The 24,551-nt window shown below is 63.9% G+C and carries 25 protein-coding genes; 11 read left to right on the top strand and 14 right to left on the bottom strand.

The window, feature by feature from the left end; all coding sequences use genetic code 11:
• The first annotated feature begins 23 nt into the window (after window positions 1-23).
• The 3 genes from GWC77_RS13085 to GWC77_RS13075 all read left to right on the top strand — a co-directional run bounded on the left by GWC77_RS13085 (window position 24) and on the right by GWC77_RS13075 (window position 2,884).
• Entirely contained in the window at window positions 24-1,130 is a 1,107-nt protein-coding gene (locus tag GWC77_RS13085; RefSeq protein WP_173257352.1) for an S-(hydroxymethyl)glutathione dehydrogenase/class III alcohol dehydrogenase, read from the top strand.
• 11 nt (window positions 1,131-1,141) lie between these two features.
• Entirely contained in the window at window positions 1,142-1,999 is an 858-nt protein-coding gene (gene fghA, locus GWC77_RS13080) for an S-formylglutathione hydrolase (RefSeq protein WP_173257351.1), read from the top strand.
• 129 nt (window positions 2,000-2,128) lie between these two features.
• Window positions 2,129-2,884, top strand: coding sequence for a YoaK family protein (locus GWC77_RS13075; protein ID WP_173257350.1), 756 nt, complete (start codon window positions 2,129-2,131; stop codon window positions 2,882-2,884).
• Between the two features lie 63 nt (window positions 2,885-2,947).
• On the opposite strand, the gene GWC77_RS13070 is transcribed toward GWC77_RS13075, so the two are convergent.
• Window positions 2,948-3,256 (bottom strand): type II toxin-antitoxin system RelB/DinJ family antitoxin, encoded by a 309-nt coding sequence (locus tag GWC77_RS13070; RefSeq protein WP_173257349.1) that lies wholly within the window; start codon window positions 3,254-3,256, stop codon window positions 2,948-2,950.
• Between the two features lie 234 nt (window positions 3,257-3,490).
• Here GWC77_RS13070 and GWC77_RS13065 point away from each other — a divergent pair, with 234 nt between their 5' ends.
• From GWC77_RS13065 to GWC77_RS13040, 6 genes are all read left to right on the top strand, one after another.
• Complete coding sequence (locus tag GWC77_RS13065) at window positions 3,491-4,264, top strand: L-iditol 2-dehydrogenase (protein ID WP_173257347.1); 774 nt, start codon at window positions 3,491-3,493, stop codon at window positions 4,262-4,264.
• 92 nt (window positions 4,265-4,356) lie between these two features.
• Window positions 4,357-5,703: a sugar ABC transporter substrate-binding protein gene (locus GWC77_RS13060; protein WP_173257345.1), complete on the top strand. Its 1,347-nt coding sequence runs from the start codon at window positions 4,357-4,359 to the stop codon at window positions 5,701-5,703.
• Between the two features lie 187 nt (window positions 5,704-5,890).
• A complete protein-coding gene (locus GWC77_RS13055; protein ID WP_173257343.1) occupies window positions 5,891-6,826 on the top strand; it encodes a carbohydrate ABC transporter permease in 936 nt (311 codons plus the stop codon).
• Window positions 6,823-7,683: a carbohydrate ABC transporter permease gene (locus tag GWC77_RS13050; protein WP_173257341.1), complete on the top strand. Its 861-nt coding sequence runs from the start codon at window positions 6,823-6,825 to the stop codon at window positions 7,681-7,683. The genes GWC77_RS13055 and GWC77_RS13050 overlap by 4 nt, the downstream gene beginning before the upstream one ends.
• Window positions 7,680-8,423, top strand: a complete 744-nt coding sequence (locus GWC77_RS13045) for an HAD family phosphatase (protein ID WP_173257339.1) — start codon at window positions 7,680-7,682, stop codon at window positions 8,421-8,423. The genes GWC77_RS13050 and GWC77_RS13045 overlap by 4 nt, the downstream gene beginning before the upstream one ends.
• Window positions 8,411-9,532: an ABC transporter ATP-binding protein gene (locus tag GWC77_RS13040; RefSeq protein WP_173257337.1), complete on the top strand. Its 1,122-nt coding sequence runs from the start codon at window positions 8,411-8,413 to the stop codon at window positions 9,530-9,532. Before GWC77_RS13045 ends, GWC77_RS13040 begins: the two co-directional genes overlap by 13 nt.
• Before the next feature lie 160 nt (window positions 9,533-9,692).
• Here the strand turns inward: GWC77_RS13040 and GWC77_RS13035 are convergent, their stop codons facing one another.
• From GWC77_RS13035 to kynB, 10 genes are all read right to left on the bottom strand, one after another.
• Window positions 9,693-10,643, bottom strand: a complete 951-nt coding sequence (locus GWC77_RS13035) for a sugar-binding transcriptional regulator (protein WP_173257335.1) — start codon at window positions 10,641-10,643, stop codon at window positions 9,693-9,695.
• Between the two features lie 40 nt (window positions 10,644-10,683).
• Window positions 10,684-12,174, bottom strand: a complete 1,491-nt coding sequence (xylB, locus tag GWC77_RS13030) for a xylulokinase (protein ID WP_173257333.1) — start codon at window positions 12,172-12,174, stop codon at window positions 10,684-10,686.
• A gap of 98 nt (window positions 12,175-12,272) precedes the next feature.
• Complete coding sequence (gene dalD / locus GWC77_RS13025) at window positions 12,273-13,673, bottom strand: D-arabinitol 4-dehydrogenase (protein WP_173257332.1); 1,401 nt, start codon at window positions 13,671-13,673, stop codon at window positions 12,273-12,275.
• Window positions 13,674-13,781: 108 nt separating this feature from the next.
• A complete protein-coding gene (locus tag GWC77_RS13020) occupies window positions 13,782-14,570 on the bottom strand; it encodes a metal ABC transporter permease (RefSeq protein ID WP_173257330.1) in 789 nt (262 codons plus the stop codon).
• Window positions 14,563-15,468 carry an ABC transporter ATP-binding protein gene (locus GWC77_RS13015; protein ID WP_254366933.1) on the bottom strand — a complete coding sequence of 302 codons (906 nt, stop codon included), beginning with the start codon at window positions 15,466-15,468 and terminating at the stop codon, window positions 14,563-14,565. The genes GWC77_RS13020 and GWC77_RS13015 overlap by 8 nt, the downstream gene beginning before the upstream one ends.
• Before the next feature lie 14 nt (window positions 15,469-15,482).
• The gene (locus GWC77_RS13010; protein ID WP_173257326.1) at window positions 15,483-16,412 is read right to left on the bottom strand and encodes a metal ABC transporter solute-binding protein; all 930 of its coding nucleotides are present in this window, start codon (window positions 16,410-16,412) and stop codon (window positions 15,483-15,485) included.
• 24 nt (window positions 16,413-16,436) lie between these two features.
• Window positions 16,437-16,934, bottom strand: a complete 498-nt coding sequence (locus tag GWC77_RS13005) for a Fur family transcriptional regulator (protein ID WP_173257325.1) — start codon at window positions 16,932-16,934, stop codon at window positions 16,437-16,439.
• A gap of 121 nt (window positions 16,935-17,055) precedes the next feature.
• Entirely contained in the window at window positions 17,056-17,961 is a 906-nt protein-coding gene (gene kynA / locus GWC77_RS13000) for a tryptophan 2,3-dioxygenase (protein WP_173257429.1), read from the bottom strand.
• A 68-nt stretch (window positions 17,962-18,029) separates the two neighbouring features.
• Complete coding sequence (kynU, locus tag GWC77_RS12995; RefSeq protein WP_173257323.1) at window positions 18,030-19,280, bottom strand: kynureninase; 1,251 nt, start codon at window positions 19,278-19,280, stop codon at window positions 18,030-18,032.
• Window positions 19,281-19,334: 54 nt separating this feature from the next.
• Window positions 19,335-19,991, bottom strand: a complete 657-nt coding sequence (gene kynB, locus GWC77_RS12990) for an arylformamidase (RefSeq protein WP_173257321.1) — start codon at window positions 19,989-19,991, stop codon at window positions 19,335-19,337.
• Window positions 19,992-20,122: 131 nt separating this feature from the next.
• On the opposite strand from kynB, the gene GWC77_RS12985 reads away from it, so the two are divergent.
• A complete protein-coding gene (locus GWC77_RS12985) occupies window positions 20,123-20,617 on the top strand; it encodes an Lrp/AsnC family transcriptional regulator (protein ID WP_173257319.1) in 495 nt (164 codons plus the stop codon).
• A 34-nt stretch (window positions 20,618-20,651) separates the two neighbouring features.
• On the opposite strand, the gene GWC77_RS12980 is transcribed toward GWC77_RS12985, so the two are convergent.
• Complete coding sequence (locus tag GWC77_RS12980) at window positions 20,652-21,161, bottom strand: flavin reductase family protein (protein WP_173257317.1); 510 nt, start codon at window positions 21,159-21,161, stop codon at window positions 20,652-20,654.
• 260 nt (window positions 21,162-21,421) lie between these two features.
• On the opposite strand from GWC77_RS12980, the gene msrA reads away from it, so the two are divergent.
• Window positions 21,422-21,973 carry a peptide-methionine (S)-S-oxide reductase MsrA gene (gene msrA, locus GWC77_RS12975; protein WP_173257315.1) on the top strand — a complete coding sequence of 184 codons (552 nt, stop codon included), beginning with the start codon at window positions 21,422-21,424 and terminating at the stop codon, window positions 21,971-21,973.
• 49 nt (window positions 21,974-22,022) lie between these two features.
• Here msrA and GWC77_RS12970 read toward each other — a convergent pair whose 3' ends face one another.
• Window positions 22,023-23,204, bottom strand: a complete 1,182-nt coding sequence (locus tag GWC77_RS12970) for a DUF72 domain-containing protein (protein ID WP_173257313.1) — start codon at window positions 23,202-23,204, stop codon at window positions 22,023-22,025.
• Window positions 23,194-24,456: a cyclopropane-fatty-acyl-phospholipid synthase family protein gene (locus tag GWC77_RS12965; RefSeq protein ID WP_173257311.1), complete on the bottom strand. Its 1,263-nt coding sequence runs from the start codon at window positions 24,454-24,456 to the stop codon at window positions 23,194-23,196. The genes GWC77_RS12970 and GWC77_RS12965 overlap by 11 nt, the downstream gene beginning before the upstream one ends.
• Window positions 24,457-24,551 lie beyond the last annotated feature (95 nt).

The following is a 24,551-nucleotide window of genomic DNA, read 5'->3' as shown; positions in this document are numbered from 1 at the left end:
AAACAACTCAGGAGCACGTGTAGATGAAAACGAAAGCCGCAATCGCATGGAAGTCGGGCGCCCCGCTCACGATCGAAGAGGTCGAACTCGCGGGACCGCGTGCGGGCGAGGTATTGATCGAGGTCAAGGCCACCGGTATTTGCCACACGGACTACTACACGTTGTCCGGTGCCGATCCCGAAGGGATTTTTCCGGCGATTCTCGGGCATGAGGGCGCGGGCATCGTCGTCGATGTCGGCCCAGGCGTGGGCACGCTCAAAAAGGGCGATCACGTCATCCCGCTTTACACGCCGGAATGCCGCGAATGCAAGTTCTGCCTGTCGCGCAAGACGAACCTCTGCCAGAAGATTCGCGCCACGCAGGGCAAGGGCCTGATGCCTGACGCGACGTCGCGCTTTTCGATCGACGGCAAGCCGATTTTCCATTACATGGGCACGTCGACGTTCTCGAACTACATCGTCGTGCCGGAAATCGCGGTTGCGAAGATCCGGGAGGACGCACCGTTCGACAAGGTCTGCTACATCGGCTGCGGCGTGACGACGGGTGTCGGCGCGGTCGTCTATTCGGCGAAGGTCGAAGCGGGTGCCAATGTGGTCGTGTTCGGGCTCGGCGGAATTGGCCTCAATGTGATTCAGGGCGCGAAGATGGTGGGCGCGGACAAGATCATCGGGATCGACATCAATCCGAAGCGAGTCGAACTCGCGAAGAAGTTCGGGATGACGCACTTCATCAACCCGAACGAGGTCGACAACGTGGTCGACCATATCGTCCAGTTGACGGACGGCGGCGCGGACTACTCGTTCGAATGCGTGGGCAATGTCCAACTGATGCGCCAGGCGCTCGAATGCACGCACAAGGGATGGGGGCAATCGTTCATCATCGGCGTCGCGGCCGCGGGGCAGGAGATCAGCACGCGTCCGTTTCAACTGGTCACCGGACGCGAATGGAAGGGTTCCGCATTCGGCGGCGCGCGCGGACGCACCGATGTGCCGAAGATCGTCGACTGGTACATGGAAGGCAAGATCAACATCGACGACCTCATCACGCACACCCTGCCGCTCGAGCGGATCAACGAAGGTTTCGACCTGATGAAAAAGGGCGAATCGATTCGCTCGGTCGTGCTCTATTGAAGGAGACGCATATGCTCGAATTGCTCTCGTCGCACGCCTGTCATGGCGGGCAGCAGCGTTTTTATCGGCACGAGTCGAAAACGATCGGGCTGCCGATGCAGTTCTCGGTCTATTTGCCGCCGCATGCGCAACATGGCCGTGTGCCGGCGCTGTTCTATCTTGCGGGCCTGACGAGCACGGAAGAGACGTTTCCGATCAAGGCGGGTGCGCAGCGCTTCGCCGCGCGGCTGGGCATGGCGCTGATCTCGCCTGACACGAGCCCGCGCGGCGCGAACATCGAAGGCGACGCCGAGAACTGGGATTTCGGCGTTGGGGCGGGCTTTTACGTCGATGCTACGCGCGAGCCGTGGTCGAACCACTACAAGATGTACTCGTACGTGCGCGACGAGTTGCGCGAGACGGTGCTCGCGGAGCTGCCGATCGACGGCTCGCGGCTGTCGATTTGCGGACACTCGATGGGCGGTCATGGGGCGCTGGTGCTCGCTTTGCGCAACCCCGGCCTTTATCGATCGGTATCGGCATTCGCGCCTATTTCGGCGCCGATGCGCTGCCCGTGGGGGCAAAAGGCGTTTTCAGGCTACCTCGGCGACGACCGCGATGCATGGCGGCAATATGACGCAAGCGAACTCGTCGGGCGGCCCGGTTCGACCCGTTTCGAGGATGGCATTCTCATCGATCAGGGCGTCGCCGATAAATTCCGTGTGGAGCAACTGCATCCGGATGTCTTCGAAGCCGCATGCCTGTCGGCCGGCCAGCCGCTGACGCTGCGCCGGCATGAAGGCTACGACCACGGCTATTACTTCATCGAAACGTTCATCGAGGATCACATCGCGCACCACGCGCGGGCCTTATCGCTCGCGTTCGCCTAAGACGGACGGTTCGGCGAGACGATCGGCGGCGTGCTACGATTTGCTGCGCGCCAATGCGTATGTCTGCCATTGCGGCGTCCGTTGCGCGCGCCCTTTAACGTCGTTCCGACGACGCGCGAGCCGTTCAGCATGCCGATCCAATATCTCCGCGGGTTCACGATGCCCGAGCGTACCGACGAAGCCAATCGTCGGCTCGGGCGCTCGCTCGCGTTTGTCGCCGGGGCGGCCAACGCGGGCGGCTTCCTGGCAGTGGGTCAATACACGTCGCATATGTCGGGGATCGTCTCTTCGCTCGCTGACAATCTGGCCCTCGGCAGCATCGCGGCGGCCGCAACGTGTATCACGTCTTTGCTCTCGTTCCTGTGCGGCGCGGCGACTTCCGCGATCCTGATCAATTGGGGCCGACGTCGCTCGCTGACGAGCCTCTATGCGATGCCGCTGATGCTCGAGGCCATGCTACTGGTATGTTTCGGGCTGCTGGGCTCGAATCTCGAACTGCATCGGGTGTTGTTCGTACCGGCCACCGTGGCGCTGCTGTGCTTCGTGATGGGGCTGCAAAACGCGATGATCACCAAGATTTCCAAGGCGGAAATTCGTACGACGCACATGACCGGTCTGGTCACCGATCTCGGCATCGAACTGGGCAGGCTGTTTTACTGGAACGGCGCGCGCGGCGACGCAGCGCTCGATCCGCTGTTCGTGCGCTGCGACCGGCAGCGGCTGGCGCTACTGGCATCGCTCCTGGCCGCGTTCACCTGCGGCGGTCTGGCGGGCGCGATCGGGTTCAAGCATCTCGGCTTCGTATCGACGGTGCCACTCGCAACGGTGCTGCTTGCGCTCGCCGCAGTGCCGTTGATGGATGATGTGCTGGGGCAGCGGTGCTAAGGGTGTTTGGCGTTTCGAAAATGTCGTCTCGGTCATCTATAGCGCAACGCGACCACTTAACGTTCACGTAGAGTCCTTTCGGGTTTTGGCGGCCGCTGCCGCACGTCGTTCAGCGAAATGGGCTTCGACTTCCTCGTCCTGAACAACGGGACGATCGTCTTCCAATGCCTCTCTCACCCGCGCGCGGAACCAAGCGTCGTGCGCAGCCGGGTCGGTCGTCAATCCTAAGGGCAGCGCGCCTTCGTTCGCGATGCGGGTCAGCAAAATCCGCATCGCGTCCGATATCGTCAGCCCCATCTTTTCCAGCACCGCTGTCGCACGGTCTTTGAGTACCGGGTCGATGCGCGTCTGCACTAATGCGCTTGCCGTCATGTCGTTCTCCCATAGTCAATCGCTGAAGTGTAATTCATTTGCATGACACCCGCGGGCGCCGAGGGCAAGTCGGGCAGGAAGCTCTCCCGCACTGCAACATCGAAACCGCTTCCTCACGCTTGACAGGCCCGAACGCGTATCCGATCATTCGATCACAAAACGAGCAAATGCTCTGCGAATGAGCGATAGCTCACCGAAAAAAACGGGTCACTTCACTACCCACGGAGACGTTTCGTGAAATTGCACGAGAAGGTGGCGATCGTAACGGGCGCCGCGAGCGGAATCGGCGAGGCCGTCGCCGTCCGTTATCTGAGCGAAGGCGCGCGCTGCGTGCTCGTCGATGTCAAGCCCGGCGGTGCCGCTGCATCGCTCGCTGAGCGTCATCCCGAACATGTCCATGCGCTCACCGCCGACATCACGCGCCGCGAGGACATCGAACGCATCGTCGCTTCCACGGTGGAGCGCTTCGGAGGCATCGACATCCTGTTCAACAACGCCGCCATCTTCGACATGCGCCCGCTGCTCGACGAATCGTGGGACATCTTCGACAAGCTCTACGCCGTCAACGTGAAAGGCATGTTCTTCATGATGCAAGCGGTGGCCCGCCGCATGGTCGAGCAGGACCGGGGCGGGAAGATCATCAATATGTCCTCGCAGGCGGGGCGCCGCGGCGAAGCGCTCGTCTCGCACTACTGCGCAACGAAGGCCGCCGTGCTCAGTTATACGCAATCGGCCGCTCTGGCCCTCGCACCGCACGGCATCAACGTCAACGGCATCGCACCCGGCGTGATCGATACGCCGATGTGGAACGAGGTCGACGCCTTGTTCGCGCGCTACGAAAACCGGCCGCTCGGCGAGAAAAAACGCCTCGTGGGCGAGGCCGTGCCGCTGGGTCGCATGGGCGTACCCGCCGATCTCACGGGCGCCGCGCTCTTTCTGGCCTCGGCCGACGCCGACTACATCACGGCGCAAACCCTCAATGTCGATGGCGGCAACTGGATGAGCTAGACCTTTGCCGCATGCGCGCCTACAACAAAGGCTGACGGATGCGGCGTGAGCCCGAGCAGTTCCCTACAACGTACAAGACTAGGAGACACACGATGCAACCTGAATTCGGTACCGCCCGCCGTTTTGCATACAAGGCGTTGGGCGCCGCTGTGCTGGCTTGCGCGGCGGGAGGCGCCGCCAGTGCCGCATCGGCTGCGACCGTCACGATCGCTGTCGTGAACAATCCCGACATGCTCGAGATGAAAAAGCTCTCGGCCGAGTTCGAAAAGGCCAATCCGGATATCAAGCTCAATTGGGTCGTGCTCGAGGAAAACGTGCTGCGCCAACGCGCCACGACCGATATCACGACGGGCAGCGGCCAGTTCGACGTCATGATGATCGGCGCCTACGAGGCTCCGCAGTGGGGCAAGCGCGGCTGGCTCTCGCCGATGACGAATCTGCCCGCTGACTACGATCTGAACGACGTGCTCAAACCCGTGCGCGACAGCCTTTCGTCCGGCGGTACGCTTTACGCGCTGCCGTTTTACGCGGAAAGCTCGATGACGTTCTACCGCAAGGATTTGTTCGCGGCGAAGGGCCTGACGATGCCGCCGAATCCGACCTACGATCAGATCGCGCAATTTGCCGACAAGCTGACGGACAAGTCGGCCGGCATCTACGGCATCTGCTTGCGCGGCAAGGCGGGTTGGGGTGAAAACATGGCCTACCTGACGACGCGTGTCAATGCTTACGGCGGCCGCTGGTTCGACGAAAAGTGGCACGCGCAACTGACCACGCCCGAATGGAAAAAGGCCGTCAGCACCTATGTCGATCTGATGAAAAAGGATGGCCCCCCGGGCGCCAGCTCGAACGGCTTCAATGAAAACCTGACGCTGATGTCCTCGGGCAAGTGCGCGATGTGGATCGACGCGACGGTGGCTGCCGGCATGCTCTATAACAAGCAGCAGTCGCAGGTGGCCGACAAGATCGGCTTCGCCGCAGCGCCGACGGAAGCCACGGCGAACGGCTCGCACTGGTTGTGGGCCTGGGCGCTCGCCATTCCGAAGACGTCCAAGCAGCAGGATGCCGCGAAGAAGTTCATCGGTTGGGCGACGGGCAAGCCCTATATCGAACTCGTGGCCAAGGACGAAGGCTGGGCTTCCGTGCCGCCCGGCACGCGCCAATCGACATATGCGCGCGCCGAGTACAAGCAGGCGGCGCCGTTCTCCGACTTCGTGCTGAAGGCGATCGAGACGGCCGACCCGAATCACCCGACGTTGAAGCCCGTTCCCTACACCGGCGTGCAGTTCGTTGGCATTCCTGAGTTTCAATCGTTCGGTACGGTAGTCGGGCAGAGCGTCTCGGGCGCGCTCGCGGGCCAGATGTCCGTCGATCAGGCGCTTGCGGCCGGTAACGCGGCGGCCGATCGCGCGGTGCGGCAGGCGGGCTATCAAAAGTAACCGGCAAGACGCACCCGCGGCAGCGGGACCCGAAACGCAGTAATCGATCGGACGATGCGCGCAATACGTGCCATGCATGCCATGCGTGCCATGCGCATCGTCGGGTCCCGCGCCGTTCGCCCGGCACGCCGAGCAAGACGGGCCGGGCCGATGTAACGAGGTGACGGAAGATCAGGAGGCCTTAACGATGCGACATCTTCACCTTCCCATGGTGCATGCGGAGAACGAGGCCGCCGTGCCGAGTCCCGAGCGGCGCGCATTGCCGACACGCTGGCTCGCGATGCCTTCCGTCGCGGTTCTCGTGCTCTGGATGACGATTCCGCTCGCGATGACGATCTGGTACTCGTTCTCGCGCTACAACCTGCTCAATCCCGATGCCACCGGGTTTGCCGGCCTCGACAACTACCGCTATCTGATCACCGATCCGGCGTTCATGCCCTCGATCGTGCACACGCTCGAGCTGATCGGGTCGGTGCTCGGCATTACGGTCGTCGGCGGTGTGTTGATGGCGGTACTCTTCGATCGGAAATTCATCGGCCAGGGTATTGCACGCCTGTTCGCGATCGCGCCGTTCTTCGTCATGCCCACGGTCAGCGCGCTCATCTGGAAGAACATGATGCTGCATCCGGTCTACGGCATCATGGCCGACCTGATGCGTGCTTTCGGTATGCAGCCCGTCGATTGGCTGGCCGACTACCCGCTGTTCTCGATCATCGTGATCGTCGCCTGGCAATGGCTGCCATTCGCGTTTCTGATTTTGTTCACGGCGATTCAATCGCTCGACGAAGAGCAAAAAGAAGCCGCGCGCATCGACGGCGCCGGCCCCATCGCCATGTTCTTCTTCATCACGCTGCCGCACCTGCGGCGAGCCATTGCGGTGGTAGTCATGATGGAGACGATTTTCCTGCTGTCGATCTTCGCCGAGATCTATACGACGACCTCGGGCGGCCCGGGCAATGCGACGACGATCCTGTCGTACCTCATCTATGCGCTCGGTCTGCAGCAGTTCGATGTCGGGCTCGCGTCGGCGGGCGGCATTCTCGCCGTCGTGCTCGCGAATGTCGTCGCGTTCTTTCTCGTGCGCATGCTCGCGAAAAACCTCAAAGGGGAGTACGACAAATGAGCCATCCGACGCTGCCTGCCGCCCGCACGGGGTGGCCATTGCCGTCGCTCGCCGCGCTCAAGCGCGCGATACCGGGCACATTCGCGTGGCTGATCTCGCTCGCGCTGTTCTTTCCGATCTTCTGGATGACGATCACCGCATTCAAGACGGAGCGCGACGCCTATGCCTCTTCGCTCATTTTTTCGCCGACGTTCGACAGCTTCAGGGAGGTTTTTGCCCGCAGCGATTACTTTGCTTTCGCGCGCAACTCGATTCTGATCTCGGCCGGCGTTACGCTGTTGTGCCTCGCGTTCGCGGTGCCGGCCGCCTATACGATGGCGTTTTTCCCGACGCGGCGCACGCAAAAGCTGCTGTTGTGGATGCTCTCGACGAAGATGATGCCATCCGTCGGCGTACTCGTGCCGATCTACTTGCTCTGGAAGAACCTCGGACTGCTCGATACGGTCTGGGGCCTCGTCATCGTCTATTCGTTGATGAACCTGCCTATCGCGGTCTGGATGGCATTCACGTACTTCAACGAAATTCCGCGCGACATCCTCGAGGCAGGCCGCATCGACGGCGCGTCGACCTGGCAGGAAATCGTCTATCTGCTCACGCCGATGGCATTGCCGGGGCTCGCGTCCACCGCGCTGTTGCTCGTCATACTTTCGTGGAACGAGGCGTTCTGGAGCATCAATCTGTCGAGCTCGCATGCGGCGCCGCTGACTGTGTTCATCGCCTCGTACTCGAGCCCGGAGGGCCTCTTCTGGGCGAAGCTGTCGGCTGCATCGCTGCTGGCCGTCGCGCCGATTCTGCTCGTCGGCTGGGTCTCGCAGAAGCAGCTCGTTCGCGGCTTGACGTTCGGAGCCGTGAAATGACGGGATCGATCGCTGCTCGCCCCGACCGGCTGTTGATTTGCGATTGCGATGGGGTACTCATCGACAGCGAAGCGGTCGCGGCACAGATGCTGATCGCCGAACTCAGCGCGCGATGGCCCGATGTCGACGTGGAGCCTGTCGTGATGCCGCTGCTGGGGCTGCGTATCGAGCGCGTGCTCGGCGACAGCGCGGCCGAGCTCGGCAAGACGTTGCGCGGCGACGAGATCGAAGCGATCAGGCGCAGTGTCGAAGCCGCGGCGCGCGACGCGCCCATCGTCGCGGGCGTCGAAGTGGCGCTCGACGCCGTTTCGCTGACGAAGGCTTGCGCGAGCAACAGCTACACGGGCTATGTCGAGGCCGTGCTGGCCCGCACCGGGCTCGCGCGCTTTTTCGGCGACAGGCTCTTTTGCGCCGATCGCGTCGCGCGGCCGAAGCCTGCGCCCGATGTCTACCTTGCCGCGGCAGATCATTTGGGCGTGGCGCCGCAGGCATGCCTCGTCGTCGAGGACAGCGTGGCCGGGGTCGCGGCCGCGAGTGCCGCGGGTATGACGGCGCTCGGCTTCGTCGGTGGCGGGCATGCGACTCATCAACACGTCGATGCGCTCACGGCTGCGGGCGCACGACACGTATTCGACGACATGCGCCGCCTGCCGGCGCTCGTCGACCGATGGCTCGACTCGGGCGACGCGTTCGCACGGGCATCGACCGATATGAAAGGAGACGAATCATGGCAAGCGTAACCTTGCGCGGCATTGCGAAGCGCTACGACGAAAACGAAGTGCTGCGCAATGTGAATCTCGATATTGCCGATGGCGAGTTCGTCGTGTTCGTCGGTCCGAGCGGCTGCGGGAAATCGACGTTGCTCAGGATGATCGCGGGCCTCGAGGACATCAGCGGCGGCGAGCTGACCATCGACGGCGCGCGCATGAACGAGGTGCCGCCCGCCAAGCGCGGCATCGCCATGGTGTTCCAGTCGTACGCGCTTTATCCGCATATGTCGCTCTACGACAACATGGCGTTCGGCCTCAAACTCGCGGGCACGAAGAAGGCCGAGATCGACGAGGCCGTGCGCAACGCCGCGAAGATTCTGCATATCGATCACCTGCTCGACCGCAAACCGAAGCAGCTGTCGGGCGGCCAGCGGCAGCGCGTGGCGATCGGGCGTGCGATTACGCGCAAGCCCAAGGTGTTTCTTTTCGACGAGCCGCTCTCGAACCTCGATGCGGCGCTGCGCGTGAAGATGCGGCTCGAATTCGCGCGGCTGCACGACGATTTGAAGACCACGATGATCTACGTGACGCACGATCAGGTCGAAGCGATGACGCTGGCCGACAAGATCGTCGTGATGTCCGCCGGCAACGTCGAACAAGTCGGCAGCCCGAACCGTCTTTACCACGCGCCTGCGAACCGCTTCGTGGCGGGTTTCATCGGTTCGCCGAAGATGAATTTCCTTGCAGGCGTCGTGCAAAGCTCAGGGCCCGATGGCGTGCTCGTGCGCTACGAAACCGGCGAGATGCAACAAGTGGCCGTGGAGCCGCGCGGCGTACGCGAGGGCGAGCCCGTCACGGTCGGTGTTCGCCCCGAGCACTTGCACGTACGCGCCGCGGGTGGCAGCGAGTTCGGTGTGGCCGCGACGGTGACCGCGGTCGAGTCGCTTGGCGACGCCGCCTATCTTTACGCGGATTCCCCGGTGGCGCCCGACGGACTGATCGCGCGCATTCCCCCGCTCGAGCGGCATGAGCGGGGTGAGGCGTTGAGACTCGGCTCGGAGCCGGAGCATTGCCATCTGTTCGATCAGGAGGGCCGCGCGTTCGATCGCAAGATCGTCGAGGTACTGTCGGCGGCGTGAGCCGCCGGGGCGGGGCGATTCCACCTGCGATCGAGGCAGGGCAGCCTGCGCTTATGCCAAACGGGCCGTGAGTCGCATTGGCGGCCCGTACCTCAATGGCTCTCGGCGTTCTTCGCCGGGGAGCTTGCCGGCACAAGTCCGCAATGAGCGCGAACAGGCGTTAGGCCTCCGCCAATGCCACACGCGCGCACGCTTCATCGGTCACCAGCCCCGAGAGCCAGCCGCCTTTGAGCGCGGCCAGCACGGCCCGATGCTTGCGCGGGCCGCCCGCAAAACCGATCGTCGGGCGTTTGGGCGGCGCATCGAGCTGCAGGCTCGTCACGCGCCGCCCTGTCGGCGATTCAACGCGCGCGCCTTCGTCATTGATCGGCAGCCCCAACATTTCCGCCCTGGCGCCGAGGCTCGTGAGTTCTTGCACTTCGTCTGCCGTGATGAAGCCGTCGACATGAAGCGGGCATTGCGGCCCGATGTCGCCGATGCCGACGAACGCCACGTCCGCTTGCGCGGACAGGCCTTCGACGATGCGATAAAGACGGTGGTTGCACCACTGCGCCCGCTCGGCTTCGCTATCGGCAAGCAGCGGCGCCGGCAGCAGAAAGTGCTTGCCGCCCGTCTTCTCCGAAATATGCAGCGCGACGTCGTAACGGTTCGACGATCCGTCTTGCGCGATCGCACCGACCATCGAGACGAGCCGATGCTGCGGCCGCTCGATCTGCCCGAGTTGATCGACGGCAGCCTTGAGCGTACGGCCGCTGCTGACGGCGACGATCATCGGCTTTTCTTCGCTCAGATAGCGTTCCATGACCTGCGCGCCCGCGACGGCAAGCTTGCGGCCGATCGCTTCGGGGCTATCGTCGTCGACGGGTGCGATCTCGCACATCGACAAGCCGTATCGCTCCGACAGGCGCGCGGCGAGCGCGAGGCAATCGGCCAAGCGATGCTCGACGCGCACACGAATCAGATTCTTTTCGACAGCGAATGCCACGAGCCGCTGCGCAACGGGGCGCGAGACTTGCAACTTCTCGGCGATCTCATTTTGCGTATCGCCGGCTACGTAGTAGAGCCAGGCCGCGCGGGTTGCAAGTTCGAGCTTGTCGTTGGATTTGGACACGGATGCGATGCCGATAGGACTGAAAAACCTTTTGGGCCGCTTACATGCAGGCGACTTGCCGATGTGCCGGATCGAACAGCGGCCGCACGTGACGATAGAGCGCTCGGTACGAATTGAGCCGCCTGCGCAATCCAGCATGCCGCTCGGCGTTCGGTGCGAACTCCGCGACGATGGGCGGCTTGGCCAATGCCTGCGCAGGGTCGCCGCCCGCCGCCAGCCATCCGAGCCGTGCCGCGCCGAGCGCCGCGCCGGTTTCTCCGCCGCCATGCTGACGTGTCGGAGTCGATAGCGCATCGGCGAGCAACTGCGCCCAGTAGGCGCTGCGCGCTCCGCCGCCCAGCAGCGAGAGCGCGTTCGGCGTGGTCCCGGCGGCGGCCAAGGCGTCGAGCCCGTCGGCCAGCGCGAGCGTCACGCCTTCGAGCACGGCGTAGCCGAGCAGCGCGCGATCGGTCGCATGCGTCATGCCGAAGAAAACGCCCTGCGCGAACGGATCGTTATGGGGCGTGCGCTCCCCCGACAGATAGGGTAGAAAAATCGGCGCATCGCCGAGCGCTTCCGGCGGCAGCGCGGCAGCTTCGGCGACGAGCGTCGGCTCGTCGGTGCCGGTCAGCTTGCAGACCCAGCGCAGACAGCTCGCCGCGGAGAGCACCACACTCATCTGATGCCAGCGGTCGGGAATGGCATGGCAAAACGCATGAACGGCGGAAGCGGGATTCGGCAGGAAACGATCTCCGACGACGCATAACACCCCGGACGTACCGAGCGAGACGAAACCGTCGCCGGGCTCCGTCGCACCGATGCCGATGGCGCTCGTCGCGTTGTCGCCGCCACCGGCCGCAACGACGATCTCGTTCGAGGCAAGCCCCCAGTCACGGGCGAGCTCGGGCCGCAGCACGCCCGACGGGGCGCTGCCCTCAGCCAAGCGGGGCATTTGGGCGCGTTTCATGTCGCATGCGCCGAGCAGTTCGTCGGACCAGTCGCGCCGGCCGACATCGAGCCAAAGCGTCCCAGCGGCGTCCGAGGGATCCGAGACCTTGTCGCCCGTCATCATGAGGCGCAAATAGTCTTTCGGCAGCAGCACCGTAGCGGTACGGCGAAAGAGTTCGGGTTCGTGGCGCGCGACCCACAGCAGCTTCGGCGCGGTAAAACCCGGCATGGCCAGGTTCCCGGCGATTTCAGGCAGCCGCGGCGCGCGCGCGGTCAGCGCTTCGCATTCGTCGACGCTGCGCATGTCGTTCCAGAGAATCGCGGGACGCAGCACGCGGTCCTGCTCGTCGAGCAAGACGGCGCCATGCATCTGACCGGAGAGTCCGATGCCGCGCACCTGCGAAAACGCTTCGCGGTGCAACTCGCGCAGCTTCGCGAGCGCAATGCAGGTGCCTTCCCACCAGTCGGCGGGGTTCTGCTCGGACCAGCGCGGATGCGGCCGCGAGACGGAAAACGGCGAGCCGGCCGTGCCGAGCACGTGCCCGTTCGGGTCCAGCAGCAAGACCTTCACTTCGGACGTGCCGAGATCGATGCCGAGATACATGGCGGTGAGCCCTTCAGATTCGGAGTCGAAAAGCGCGATGCGCTACTTTAGCCGGGCGCAATGATGCACTGCAATGGGGGTGAGCCCTGCCGATCGATTCAGCGCCTCGAGGCGAGCCAGCCATCGACACGCTCGAGCGCGCTTCGCAGCGCGGCCACGAGGGCTGGGCTGTCGGCCAGCCCACCCCACAGGAGCCGGGATGCGCAAAAAGCGGCCAGTGGGTCGGGCGCGTCGAACATGCCGCGCGCGGCGGCCTCGTCCATCACGCCATCCTGATAGGTATAGGGCAACGTGCCTTGCCGCCAGCGCTCGAGAAAGCGGAAAAAAAGCGCGGGCAGGACCGCGGTAGCTCGAGGCTCGACGCCGCGCGCAAAGGATTCCGAAAGCGTCGGCGCGATGAAGCCTGGAATCTTCGAAAAGCCATCGGCGGCCACGCGTTGATTCGTGTCCTGGATATACGGATTGCCGAAGCGGTCGAGCACGACGTCGCGATAGCGGGCGAGATCGAGCGGACTGGGCGTGAGACAGGGGATAACGTCCTGCGTCACATAGTCGTACGCGAACCGGCGGATCTGCGCGTCGTGCGTGCCTTCATGAATGAACGTCAGCCCCGCGAGCGTGCCGGCCCATGCGATGCAGCTATGGCTCGCGTTCAGGATGCGGATTTTCGCTTCCTCGTAGGGCAGCACCGATTCGACGAGTTCCGCGCCGACGCGCTCCCATGCCGGACGCCCGGCGCAAAAGCGATCTTCGATGACCCACTGGATGAAGGCCTCCCCCATGACGGGACAGGCGTCGTCGACACCGGTCGCCGCCTTCACGCGTTCGCGAACTTCGGGTGTGGGGCGCGGGGTGATGCGATCGACCATCGAATTGGGGCAGGACGTGTTGGCTTCGAACCACTCGGCGAGCGCCGTGCGGCCGCTCGACTCGAGAAACGCGCGCATGCCCGCTTCGAACCGCTCGCCATTGCTGCGCAGGTTGTCGCAGCTTTGCAGTGTGACGGGGCCCGCATTGCGGGATTGGCGGGCTTCGAGAATGGCAGCCAGCGCACCGTAGATCGTGGTTCGCCCGCCGCGCAGATCGGCGGCGAGATCGGCATTGGCCGTATCGAGCCGGTCGTGTTCGTCGAGGTAATAGCCGCCCTCGGTCACCGTGAACGAGACGATCTTGCACGCCGGATCGGCACCCGCTTCGACGAGCGCCTCGAGCCCGGGCGACCACGGCAGCACGCGGCCGATCGAGCCGACCGTTTCATAGGCGCGCTCGCCTTGCGGCGTGACGGTCTCGAGCGTATAGCGCCCCTGTTGCGCCGCCAGTGCGTCGAGCACGGCATTCATGTCGCCGCGGATATTGCCGACCGTGAGCGACCATCGGGGCTCGCCCGGCGCGCTCGCCTGCTGCAGCCGATGCAGATACCACGCCTGATGGGCGCGGTGAAACGATCCCGCGCCGAGGTGGACGATTACATTTGAAGCGCTGCGCTGCGCATTGTCCATCGCTTGTCTCCGATCCAGTCAGATATGACCCCACTCGTCGATTGGACGCGATGGGGTCGATCTTTTGTTCTGTCGATGAGCGAATGATCGGTTTGCGCGGAGTGAAAGTCAAGATCGGCGTCGCGCGAGCAGACTCGCCAGATAGACGAGTGCGGCGAGGGCGGTGATCCAGAAGCTCGTGGGCCAATCGGTATAGAACGCGAGCGTCACGCCGAGCCACGCCTGCGCCAGTGCGAACGCGGCGGCGAGCGCGATCCCGCTGCGAAGGCGCGTGGAGATGTTCTGCGCCGCGGCGGCAGGACCGACCATCAGCGTGAAGACGAGCAACACGCCGACGATCTGCGTACAGGCCGCCACGGTGAGGGCGGCGATCGTCAGGAACAGCATCGATACGACGCGCAGCGAGACCCCCTTCGCTTCGGCGAGCTCGGGTTGCAGCGTCGCAAAAACGAGCGGGCGCATGATTACGCCGAGCGCGACGAGGCTAGCCACCGCGATGCCGGCCAGTATGGCGAGCGTCGCATGCGTGACGCCGAGCACGTTGCCGAACAGCAGTGCCGTGATTTGCGTGGCGTACGCGGTGAAGAAGTGCAGGAACAGCAGTCCGCAGCCAAGGGAAAGCGAGAGCACGACGCCGATGGCGACATCGCGTCCGGCCAGCCGCTCGCCGAGCGCGCCCATCGAAAGCCCCGCGGCGAGCGTGAACGCAATCATCCCCCAGAGCGGCGAGACGCCGATCAGCGCGGCGCCCGTCGCGCCCGTGAAGCCGACATGGGACAGCGCATGCCCCGCGAATGTCTGCTCGCGCATGACGAGGAAGTAGCCGACGATTCCGGCCAGCACCGCGATGATGCCCGATGCCGCGAACGCGTTGACCATGAAGTCGTATTCAAACATCGTGCGTGTGCCCGTGAGAATGGACGTGGCGGTGCTCGCCGGCGGATCCGTGGCCGTGGCTGTGCCCGTTGCCGGCCCCCGGCTCGCCCTCGTGCGCGTGATCGTGTTTTTCGACTTCGACGTCGCCGGACATGACGAAAATGCGGCCGTTCACGCGCATGACGTCGATCGGCGAGCCGTAGAGCCGGGACAGCACCGGCCGGGTGATGACTTCGTCGACGGTGCCGAGCGCCGCGGAGCCGTTGCCGAGATACAGCACGCGATCGAGCGCGCTCAACAGCGGGTTCAGCTCGTGTGCGGAAAAGAGCACCGTGATGCCCAACTCGCGCTGCACGCGGCGCACGAGTTCCACCACACCGCGTTGATGGTTCGGATCGAGGCTGATGAGCGGCTCGTCGAGCAGCAGCAGGCGCGGCTCGCCGAGCAGGCATTGCGCGAGCAAAAGCCGCTGCCGCTCGCCACCTGAGAGCTCGGACAAGGGGCGCTCGGCCAACGCGTGGCCGTCGACGAGATTCAGGACCCGGTCGACTTCGGCGCGCGTGGCCGCATCGGTACGCGGCAGGCCCCAACGATGTCCGTCCGCCGCCATGGCGATGAAGTCGCGCCCGCGCAGCCGCCGGCCCGCAAGCGCGCTGCGCACTTGCGGCATGTAGCCGATGCCCGGGTTGCCGCGGGCGATCGGCTCGCCCGCGATGCGGATCGTTCCGTGCGCGAGCGGCACGAGCCCGAGAATCGCGCGCAGCAGGGTGGTTTTGCCCGCGCCATTTGGGCCCAGCACGCCGACGAATTCGCCCGCGCCAACGGAGAGATCGGTATCGGCAAGGATCGTGCGCCCGCCCAGGGCGATCGTGACGCGCTCGAGTTCGAGTGTGCAGCCGCGGGCCGACGCCGTTGCCATTGCCATTGCCTCGATCATGGTTGTTTTGCGCTGAGCGCAGCCTCGAGCGCGCCGAGCTGAGCGACCATCCATTGCTGGAACGTCTTGCCCGCCGGTTGCGTTTCCGTGACGCTCACCGTCGGCACGCCCGCGTGCTGCGCGAGCTGGAGCATCCGCTTGGTCAACGCTTCCGTTGCCTGGCTGTTGTAGATCAGCACGCGGACTTTCCGCTCGCGCAGATCGCGCTCAAACGCCGCGATGTCGCTGGCGCTCGGTTCGGTGTCGTTCATGGCGGCCAACTGAAAGCGCATGTTGCGCATATCGAGGCCTATCGCGTCCGACAGATAGCCGAACACGGGCTCCGTTGCGGTCACCGGCGTGCCGCGATAGCGCTCGCGCAACTGTGCGACCTTCTCGTCGATCGGCTTGAGCGCATCGATGACGGCCGCCAGATGCCGGTCGTAATCGGCCTTGTGCGTCGGGTCCGACATAACCAGCGCCGCCTCGATCTTGCGGGCGACGACCGGCATCGTCTGCGGGTCGTACCAGAGATGCGGGTTGTCGCCGCTCTTCTTGCCGACGAGTTCGGCAGCGACGATGGTCGTGCGCTGGCCGCCCTTGGACGCGGCCAGCAGTTTTTCCATCCACGGATCGTACGCGGCGCCGTTGTAGACGACGATCGCGGCGTGTTGCAGCGCCCGCGCCGTCTTCGGACTAGCCTCGAACAGATGCGGATCCTGATCGGGATTGCTGAGAATGCTCGTCACGTCGACATGGTCGCCGCCGATTTGCCTCGCGATATCGCCATAGAAATTCTCGGCCGCCACGATGTTGACTTTGACGTCGCCGGCCGCGAACGCCGCTGCGCTCATCGACAACGCAGCGAACCCCGCCGCGGCGGCTTTCGCGATGGCGACGGTACGGCTATTGCGGCCGATGCGCCGAAGCTTGGCAATCGAATTCATCAATATTTTTCCTTGGTATCGACGTTACGAAGAGCGCGGCGGCGCGGACCGGGACCGCGACCGGCCCTCCGCCTTGCATTCGCCGCACAGTCCGCTCAGCTCGACGACTTGCTTGTGGACTTCGAACCCGTGCGCGGGCGGCGTCGCGGACAGGCGCTCGGCAAGTTCATCGCCGGGGATCTCGACGGTTTCGCCGCAACGCTCGCAAATCAGGAATTGGCTCTGATGCGGTTTGCCGACCTCGCAGCAGGCGACGAACGCATTGCGCGATTCGATTCGATGCACGAAGCCGTGCTCGACGAGAAAGTCGAGTGCGCGATAGACCGTGGTGGGTGGGACCCGTCCGCGCTCGGGTTCGAGTGCCGCGAGCAGGTCGTAGGCGCCGATCGGCTTGCCCGCACTCGCAACGAGTGCATAGACCTGCCGACGCAGCGGCGTCAGCGCGAGGCCGTTTTCGGCCGCGAACGCATCGGCGCGCGCAAGTCGATCGGCGACGGAATGGGAGTGAGCGGCAGCGGACATGAAGTCGGTCCCGATTGAGTGTGGGTGACATGATATAACATATCATCCGCTCCATCGGAAAACCGCTTCGCTGCGCGGGGGTATCGGCACGGCGCCGCAGCAGTGGCGGCGCTTCCTCGTTTCAAAGCACGGTGCGCACGTGCCAAAGCTCGGGGAACAGCACGACGTCGAGCATCTTGCGCAGATACGGAGCGCCCGCTGTGCCGCCGGTGCCCTGCTTATAGCCGATGATGCGCTCCACCGTCGTCACGTGACGAAAGCGCCACTGGCGAAATGCGTCCTCGAGATCGACGAGTTCCTCCGCCATCTCGTAGAGTTCCCAGTGCTGCGACGGGTTGCGGTAGACCTCGAGCCATGCCGCTTCGACCGAAGCGTCGTAGGCGGTGGGTGCGGTCCAGTCGCGCTCGAGCCGCTCGGGCGCGATCGCGAAGCCGCGTCGCGCAAGCAGCTTGATCACTTCGTCGTAAAACGAGGGCGCCTCGAGCGCCGCGCGCACGGCCGCCAGGATGTCCGGCAGATGCTCGTGCGGCTTGAGCATCTGGGCGTTCTTGTTGCCGAGCATGAATTCGATTTGCCGGTATTGATACGACTGAAAGCCCGACGACCGGCCGAGATACGGGCGCATGGCGGTGTATTCGGACGGTGTCATCGTGGCCAGAACATTCCACGCCTGAACGAGTTGTTCGAGAATGCGCGACACGCGCGCGAGCATCTTGAAGGCGGGCGGCAGAGCGTCGCCCTTCACGCAATCGAGCGCCGCGTGCAGCTCATAGAGCGCGAGCTTCATCCAGAGTTCGCTCGTCTGGTGCTGAATGATGAACAGCATCTCGTTGTAATCGGGCGACAGCGGATGCTGCGCGGACAGCAGCGATTCGAGCGACAAGTAATCGCCATAGCTCATCGATTGTGAAAAATCGAGCTTCGCGTCATACCAGCCTTCGCCGTTGCGCGCGCTTGCGCTGCGGGCCTTCGCCGTACCGGCACCGGATACGTCCGGCAACTCGGGTAACTCCATGTGATCGGTCATGTCGAATTCCTCTGCAACTTCTGCAATGCGGCTCATCGTCGATCCGCACCGCTCGGGCGCACTTCGGTTCAAGTCACGGTATGGCGCGCGGCGAATTCGGGCGCCCGCCACGTTTGGCGCTCGAGAATGTCGCGCAGCGTTTCGACGGCATCCCAGACGTCGACGAAGCGCGTGTAGAGCGGCGTGAACCCGAAGCGCAGCACGGACGGCTCGCGATAGTCGCCGATGACACCGCGCGCGATGAGCGCTTGCATCACTTCATAGCCGTGCCGATGTTCGAAACTCACGTGCGAGCCGCGCTGCGCGTGCGCGCGCGGCGTGACGAGCGAAAGCGCCTGGCCCGCGCAGCGCGATTCGACAAGCGCAATGAATCGATCGGTGAGGGCGAGCGACTTGCGGCGCACGGCCTGCATGTCCGTCTCGAGAAAAACGTCGAGCCCGCTTTCGACGAGCGCCATCGAAACGATGGGCTGCGTGCCGCAAAGGAACCGTCCGATGCCGTCGTCGGGCGTATAACGCGGGTCCATCGCGAACGGGGCGCGATGTCCCCACCATCCGGAGAGCGGCTGCGAGAGCCGCGCCTGATGACGCTTCGGCACCCACGCGAAAGCCGGCGAGCCCGGGCCGCCGTTCAGATACTTGTACGTGCAGCCGACCGCGAAATCGGCGTTGGCGCCGTTCAGATCGACGGGCACCGCGCCGGCCGAATGGGCGAGGTCCCAGAGCGCGAGCGCGCCGGCACGATGAGCGATCTGCGTCAGTGCGCCCATGTCGTGCATATGGCCGGTGCGATAGTTGACGTGCGTGAGCATGACGACGGCCGTTTCGTCGTCGATCGCGGCGGGCAGATCCGCGGGGTCGTCGACGAGCCGCAGCGTGTAGCCGCGATCGAGTTGTTCGATGAGCCCCTGTGCGATATACAGATCGGTCGGGAAATTCGCGCGCTCGGAGACGATCACGCGGCGGCTCGCATCGCGCGCGTCGGCTTCGCGTAACGCCGCCGAGAGCAGTTTGAACAGATTGATCGAGATCGTGTCGGTCACGACGGTCTCGCCCGCCGCGGCGCCCACGAGTGGCGCGAGTTTATCCCCGAGCCTGCGCGGCAACGCGAACCAGCCTGCGCTGTTCCAACTGCGTATGAGCCCGCCGCGCCATTCGTCGTCGATGACCGCGCGTGCGCGCGCCGCCGCGGCGACAGGCGGCACGCCGAGCGAATTGCCGTCAAGATAGATCGTTTGCGCGTCGAGCGCGAAACGGCCGCGCAGGTGCGCGAGAGGATCGCTGCGGTCTAGCGCGAGCGCTTCGTCACGGGTTTTCATGGTGTATGGGCAGCAGGAAACGAACGGGTCGAAAGGCGGATCGATCCAAAAACTTCAGCAGCGCTTGTCGGGCTTGTCGGGCAACGCGCGCAAGACCGCGCGCACGGGGCTCGCATCGAGCGTCGTCAATTTGAGCGGCAGCGCGATGAGTTCGTAATCGCCGGGTTCGATCGCGTCCAGCACGAGCCCTTCGAGAATCGCCATCCCGTGGGCGCGCACGCGTCCGTGAGCGTCCATCGTTTTGGAGGTCTGAGGGTCGAGCGACGGCGTATCGATCCCGATCAGCATCACGCCGCGTTGCGCTAGCAGATCGAGCGTCTCGGGCGCCACAGCACAAAACGCGTCGTCCCACGCGTCGACAGGGGCCCGCTCGTAGGTTCGCAGCAGCACGCGCGGGGGCGTGTCATCGAGTTGCCCCGCGACATGAGCCGGTGTCACGAGCGGTGCGGCGCCGATGCAATGGATCACCCGGCACGCTCCCAGGTATGGCGCAAGGCCGACAGACCCGATCGCAGCGCCGTGAGCGTCATAGTGCAGCGGCGCGTCTGCGTGCGCGCCGGTATGCGGCGAGAGTGTCACCCGTGCGACATTGACGGGCGAGCCCGCGTCCATTTTCCAGACGCGTTCGATCGTGACCGGCGTATCGCCCGGCCAGACCGGCGTGTGTGCTTCGACGGGCGGCGAAATATCCCAGAGCATGCGACTGTCCATTTTGGCGGGTGGTAAAAAAAACGGATCCTTCGATGATAAGCGCCCAGGCGCGCAAGGTGCTTGCGAAATCGTCGCGCAACGCGGGCCGGACTAGAAGATAATTCGAGATAAGCATCGAAATGGGGGCAAAAATGAACGCGATCTCACTAGACGCCACGGATTGCCGCATTCTGAGTGTGTTGCAAAACGAGGGCCGCATCAGCAATCTCGACCTTGCGGAAAGAATCTCGCTATCGCCATCGGCGTGTTTGCGCCGGTTGCGTTTGTTGGAGGAGCAGGGCGTCATCGAGCGTTACCGGGCGTGTCTGAACCGCGAGGCGCTCGGGCTCGAGCTCGAGGCATTCGTGCAGGTTTCGATGCGCAACGATCAGGAGAACTGGCACGAGCGCTTCGCCACGGCCGTGCGCGAGTGGCCTGAAGTGGTTGCGGCCTTCGTCGTGACGGGCGAGAGCCATTATCTGCTGCGCGTGCTCGCGCATAGCCTCAAGCATTACTCCGATTTCGTGCTTTCGAAGCTCTACAAGGCGCCCGGCGTGATGGATATCCGGTCGAACATCGTTCTGCAAACGCTCAAGGAAGACTCCGGCGTGCCGGTGACGCTGACGCCGACGCCGACGCCGCACTGAGCGTCTGATGGGACAGGGGGCGGTGCGCCGTGTTTTACCGCGGCTTCAATCCATGGAATGCACCGCCGTGGAAAACGAGCGGGGCCATGCTTTCGGCGTCCGGATGGACGCCGCAGCGCTCGACTTCTCCGACGAAGATCACGTGGTCCCCCTCGTCGTAACGGCTTCGGTTATGGCACTCGAACCAGGCGAGCGCGCCGTCGAGCACAGGCATGCCGGTGCCGCCTGCCGCGTGCGACACCCCCGCGAACCGGTCACCCTTGACCGTGGCAAAGCGCTGACAGAGATCGTATTGCGTTTCGGACAGCACGTTCACCACGTAGTGGCTGTTGCTGCGAAACACCGGCATCGATGCGGACCGGGTCGCGAGGCTCCAGAGCACGAGGGGCGGATCGAGCGACACGGAATTGAACGAACTCGCCGTGATGCCGATCAACTGGCCCGATGGGGCGCGGGTGGTGATGACGGTGACGCCCGTGGCGAACTGGCCAAGCGCGCGGCGGAACATTCCCGAATCGAAGTCGGGTGGGCTCGCATGCTTCATCGGCGTGACTCCCGGCGGCGGGATCGTGGACGAGCTTGTGGCGTGGACAGGCGGGGAAGGAACAGCAGGAACGAAGAGTCGAAGGTCATGGTGCGAAAAGGCGAATAGGCGAAATTCTAATGGAATCCGGACATTTCGCCGCGCATTCGGGTCAGCCGGTGGCTCGAACGCTCCGCCGCACATAAAACGCACTAAGCTTTTAGAATCCGTTTGTGAGCGAACAGACCGAAGCACAAACGCGCGTCGACAGGGAGGCAGTCATGACTGAGCCGATGGAAACCGCTACGTTGGGCGGAGGTTGTTTCTGGTGTCTGGAAGCGGTCTATGTCGACCTCGACGGCGTCGTTTCCGTCGAATCGGGGTATGCGGGCGGCAACGTCCCGCGTCCGAGCTACGAGCAGGTGTGCGACGGCGGGACCGGTCACGCCGAAGTGGTCAAGGTTCAATTCGACCCCAAGAAAATCAGCTACCGGGAGATCCTCCAGGTATTTTTTTCAATCCACGATCCGACGCAACTCAACCGACAGGGCAATGACGTCGGAGCGCAATATCGGTCGATCATCTTCACGCACTCCGATACGCAGCGCGACATTGCGCGCGAGGTCATAGACGAACTCGCGCAGGAGCACGTGTACGACAAACCGATCGTGACCGAAGTCCGCTCCCTCGACGACAACTATTGGGCCGCCGAGGCCTATCACCAGAATTACTTTGCGCAACATCCCGAGCAAGGCTACTGCGCATTCGTCGTGGCCCCGAAAGTCGCCAAGTTCCGGGCCAAGTTCGCCAGTTGGACACGCTCCGGCGTTTGATGGCAATGAGTCGGAGGTAGAACGGTACGTGGCGGCGCAGGCGCTGGAGTCAGCGCTCGCTCTGCTCGACGCCTGCGCTCCCACCCCCACCAGTGGTTTCCTCACGCAGTCGCTCGCAAGCCGCTGCTATTTCTCGAGCGAGCGCAGCGCACGAAAGCGGGGCTGAGCCCTCTGCCTTGTTGTTGACGATGATGAGTACCGGCCGGCCTGCCAGCGCATAACGGGCGGCCAGTTCTGCGAGCGAATGCCGCGTGGCGGGGTCTTCATCGATGAGCCGATTGAACGGCTCGTACTTCGCCTTCGCCTGCTCGTATTTGAATCCGCTGTGCAGACTCCAGCGAACGACGAGCGGGCCGGCTGGCTCGTCACCGTCCATGAGGGCGAGGGCTGCGGCCTGGCGCAATGCCTCGGGCATGCGCGCGTGCAGCCCGACGCAATAACGCACACCGCGCTCGCGCAGCATGCGGATGAGCCGCGGCGTCAACAGGCACGCATCGCGTATTTCGAGCGCATAGCAAGGGCCCGGCGCTTCATCGGTGCCGCTGGGCAGCGGCGGCAACGCGGCAAAGAAGGCGGCGAGCCGTTCGATCCATGCCGCCGGCTCGGCGAGCATGCGTTCGGGCATGGGCGAAAACTGAAAAACAAGCACGCCGGCTTTGGCGCCAAGGCCTGCCAGGCACGGCTCCACGAATTCGCGAGCGGCCAGGCCCGCATCGAGAAAACAGGGATTGTCGGCGACGGGCTCCCCGCGTTCGCCCCGCACCGTCGCATCGGTCACCGATGCCGGTGCCTTGACGATGAAACGAAAATCGTCGGGTACCTGTTGCGCGTAACGGAGATATTCGGCGACGGAAAGCGGCGCGTAAAACGATCGATCGAGGCTGACGGTGCGCAGCAGCGGATGGATGCCGTAGGCGGCGAGCCCGTCGCGGGAGAGCTTCGAATCGCTGTAGGCTTCACCGTAGACGATGCCTTCCCAACCCGGAAACGACCACGAAGACGTTCCGAGGCGAATCTGCGGTGGCAAGCTGCCAGCCAGCTCGCCGAGCTCGGGCGGGAAGGCGGCCGGCAGCACGGGCCGCGCACGGCGCCCGCCCTTGGCGGGAGTCGCGGCGCTGGCCCGGGCCGGTTCGGTATGGTCGGACTCCTCCGACGAGGTTCGCGGCGCGCCCTCGGGCGCCGGCAATGAACCGAAGAGATCGAATTGTGGGTCGTCTTTGCTATCGTCCATCGATGGCCGCAACGGGCGCGGTACTCGTACGCGTTTCTCCAAGCGGCCGATCGTACATGTAGCGGCGGGACCACGGCAACGTCTGCGCGCTGCGTCCGGCTCGTCGGCAGACGATTTGATAGATCGATACGTCGTCGTGCTCGAACGCATAGGCGCAGCCGGCGAGATAGAGCCGCCAGATGCGGAATTTCTCGTCGTCGACGAGCTTGCGCGCTTCGTCCGCGTGGGTCTCGAAGTTTTCCGTCCAGATGTTGAGCGTGCGTGCGTAGTGACGGCGCAGGCTTTCGATATCGACGGCTTCGAGGCCACCGCGCTGCATCGATTCGAGCGCGAGGCTGATATGAGGCAACTCGCCGTCGGGGAACACGTAGCGATCGATGAATTCGCCGCCCCCGAGTGCGGTTTCGCCGCTGTCGTAGTCCGTCGACGTAATGCCGTGATTCATGGCGATGCCGTCTTCGGCGAGCAGCTCCCGGACCTTCGCGAAATAGGTCGGCAGGTTCTTGCGCCCGACGTGCTCGAACATCCCGACGCTCGTCACGCGATCGAACTGTCCCGGGATATCGCGGTAATCCTGCAGACGGATTTCGATGCGATCGCTGAGGCCCGCCGCTTTGACCCGTTCCGTCGCCAGATCGAACTGGTTTTGCGACAGCGTCACGCCGACGCACTTCGCGCCGAACTTGCTGGCCGCGCGCAGCACCAGCGCACCCCATCCGCAGCCGATGTCGAGCAGCCGCTGCCCCGGCTGCAACTGAATCTTGGTGAGGATATGGTCGATCTTCTTCAACTGTGCCGTGGCGAGATCCTCGTCGCCGTTTTCGAAGTAGGCACATGAATAGACCATGTTCTCGTCGAGCCAGAGCTGATAGAACGCGTTCGAAACGTCGTAATGATATTGAATGGCTTTTTTGTCCGACGATTTCGTGTGATTGAAATAGCGCCGCACGCGAGCGAGCTTACTGGCGCCCGTAATGGTGTTCTTAGCGAGCGAATAGCCGATCGAAATGATGTCCGAAAGTTTGCCCTCGATATCGATCTTGCCCTTCACATACGCTTCGCCGAGATTGTCGAGACTCGGTTCGAGCAGGAGCGGCAATGCCGAGGCATGGTTGACCTTCAGCGTGACTTGCGGTGCGGCGAAACTGCCGAAGTCGTGCTGCTGCCCATCCCAAAGAACGAGGCGCGCGGGCAGATTCGTCGTCGCCCGCACGTCTTCCACCCACTGAGCCAGCTTCTTTTCCCAGAACATGCGAGATTCTCCGTGTCCGTTGAAATGAATAGCAAAGCTAAGCAAAACAACCATGTCCGGCGCTTGGAGCATCGGCATGGTGTGGACTTCGAAAA

Source organism: Paraburkholderia sp. NMBU_R16 (genome assembly GCF_013282575.1).
GTDB lineage: Bacteria > Pseudomonadota > Gammaproteobacteria > Burkholderiales > Burkholderiaceae > Trinickia.
Note: the sequence above shows the minus strand (reverse complement) of the source record. Positions and strands in the feature narration are given on the sequence as shown.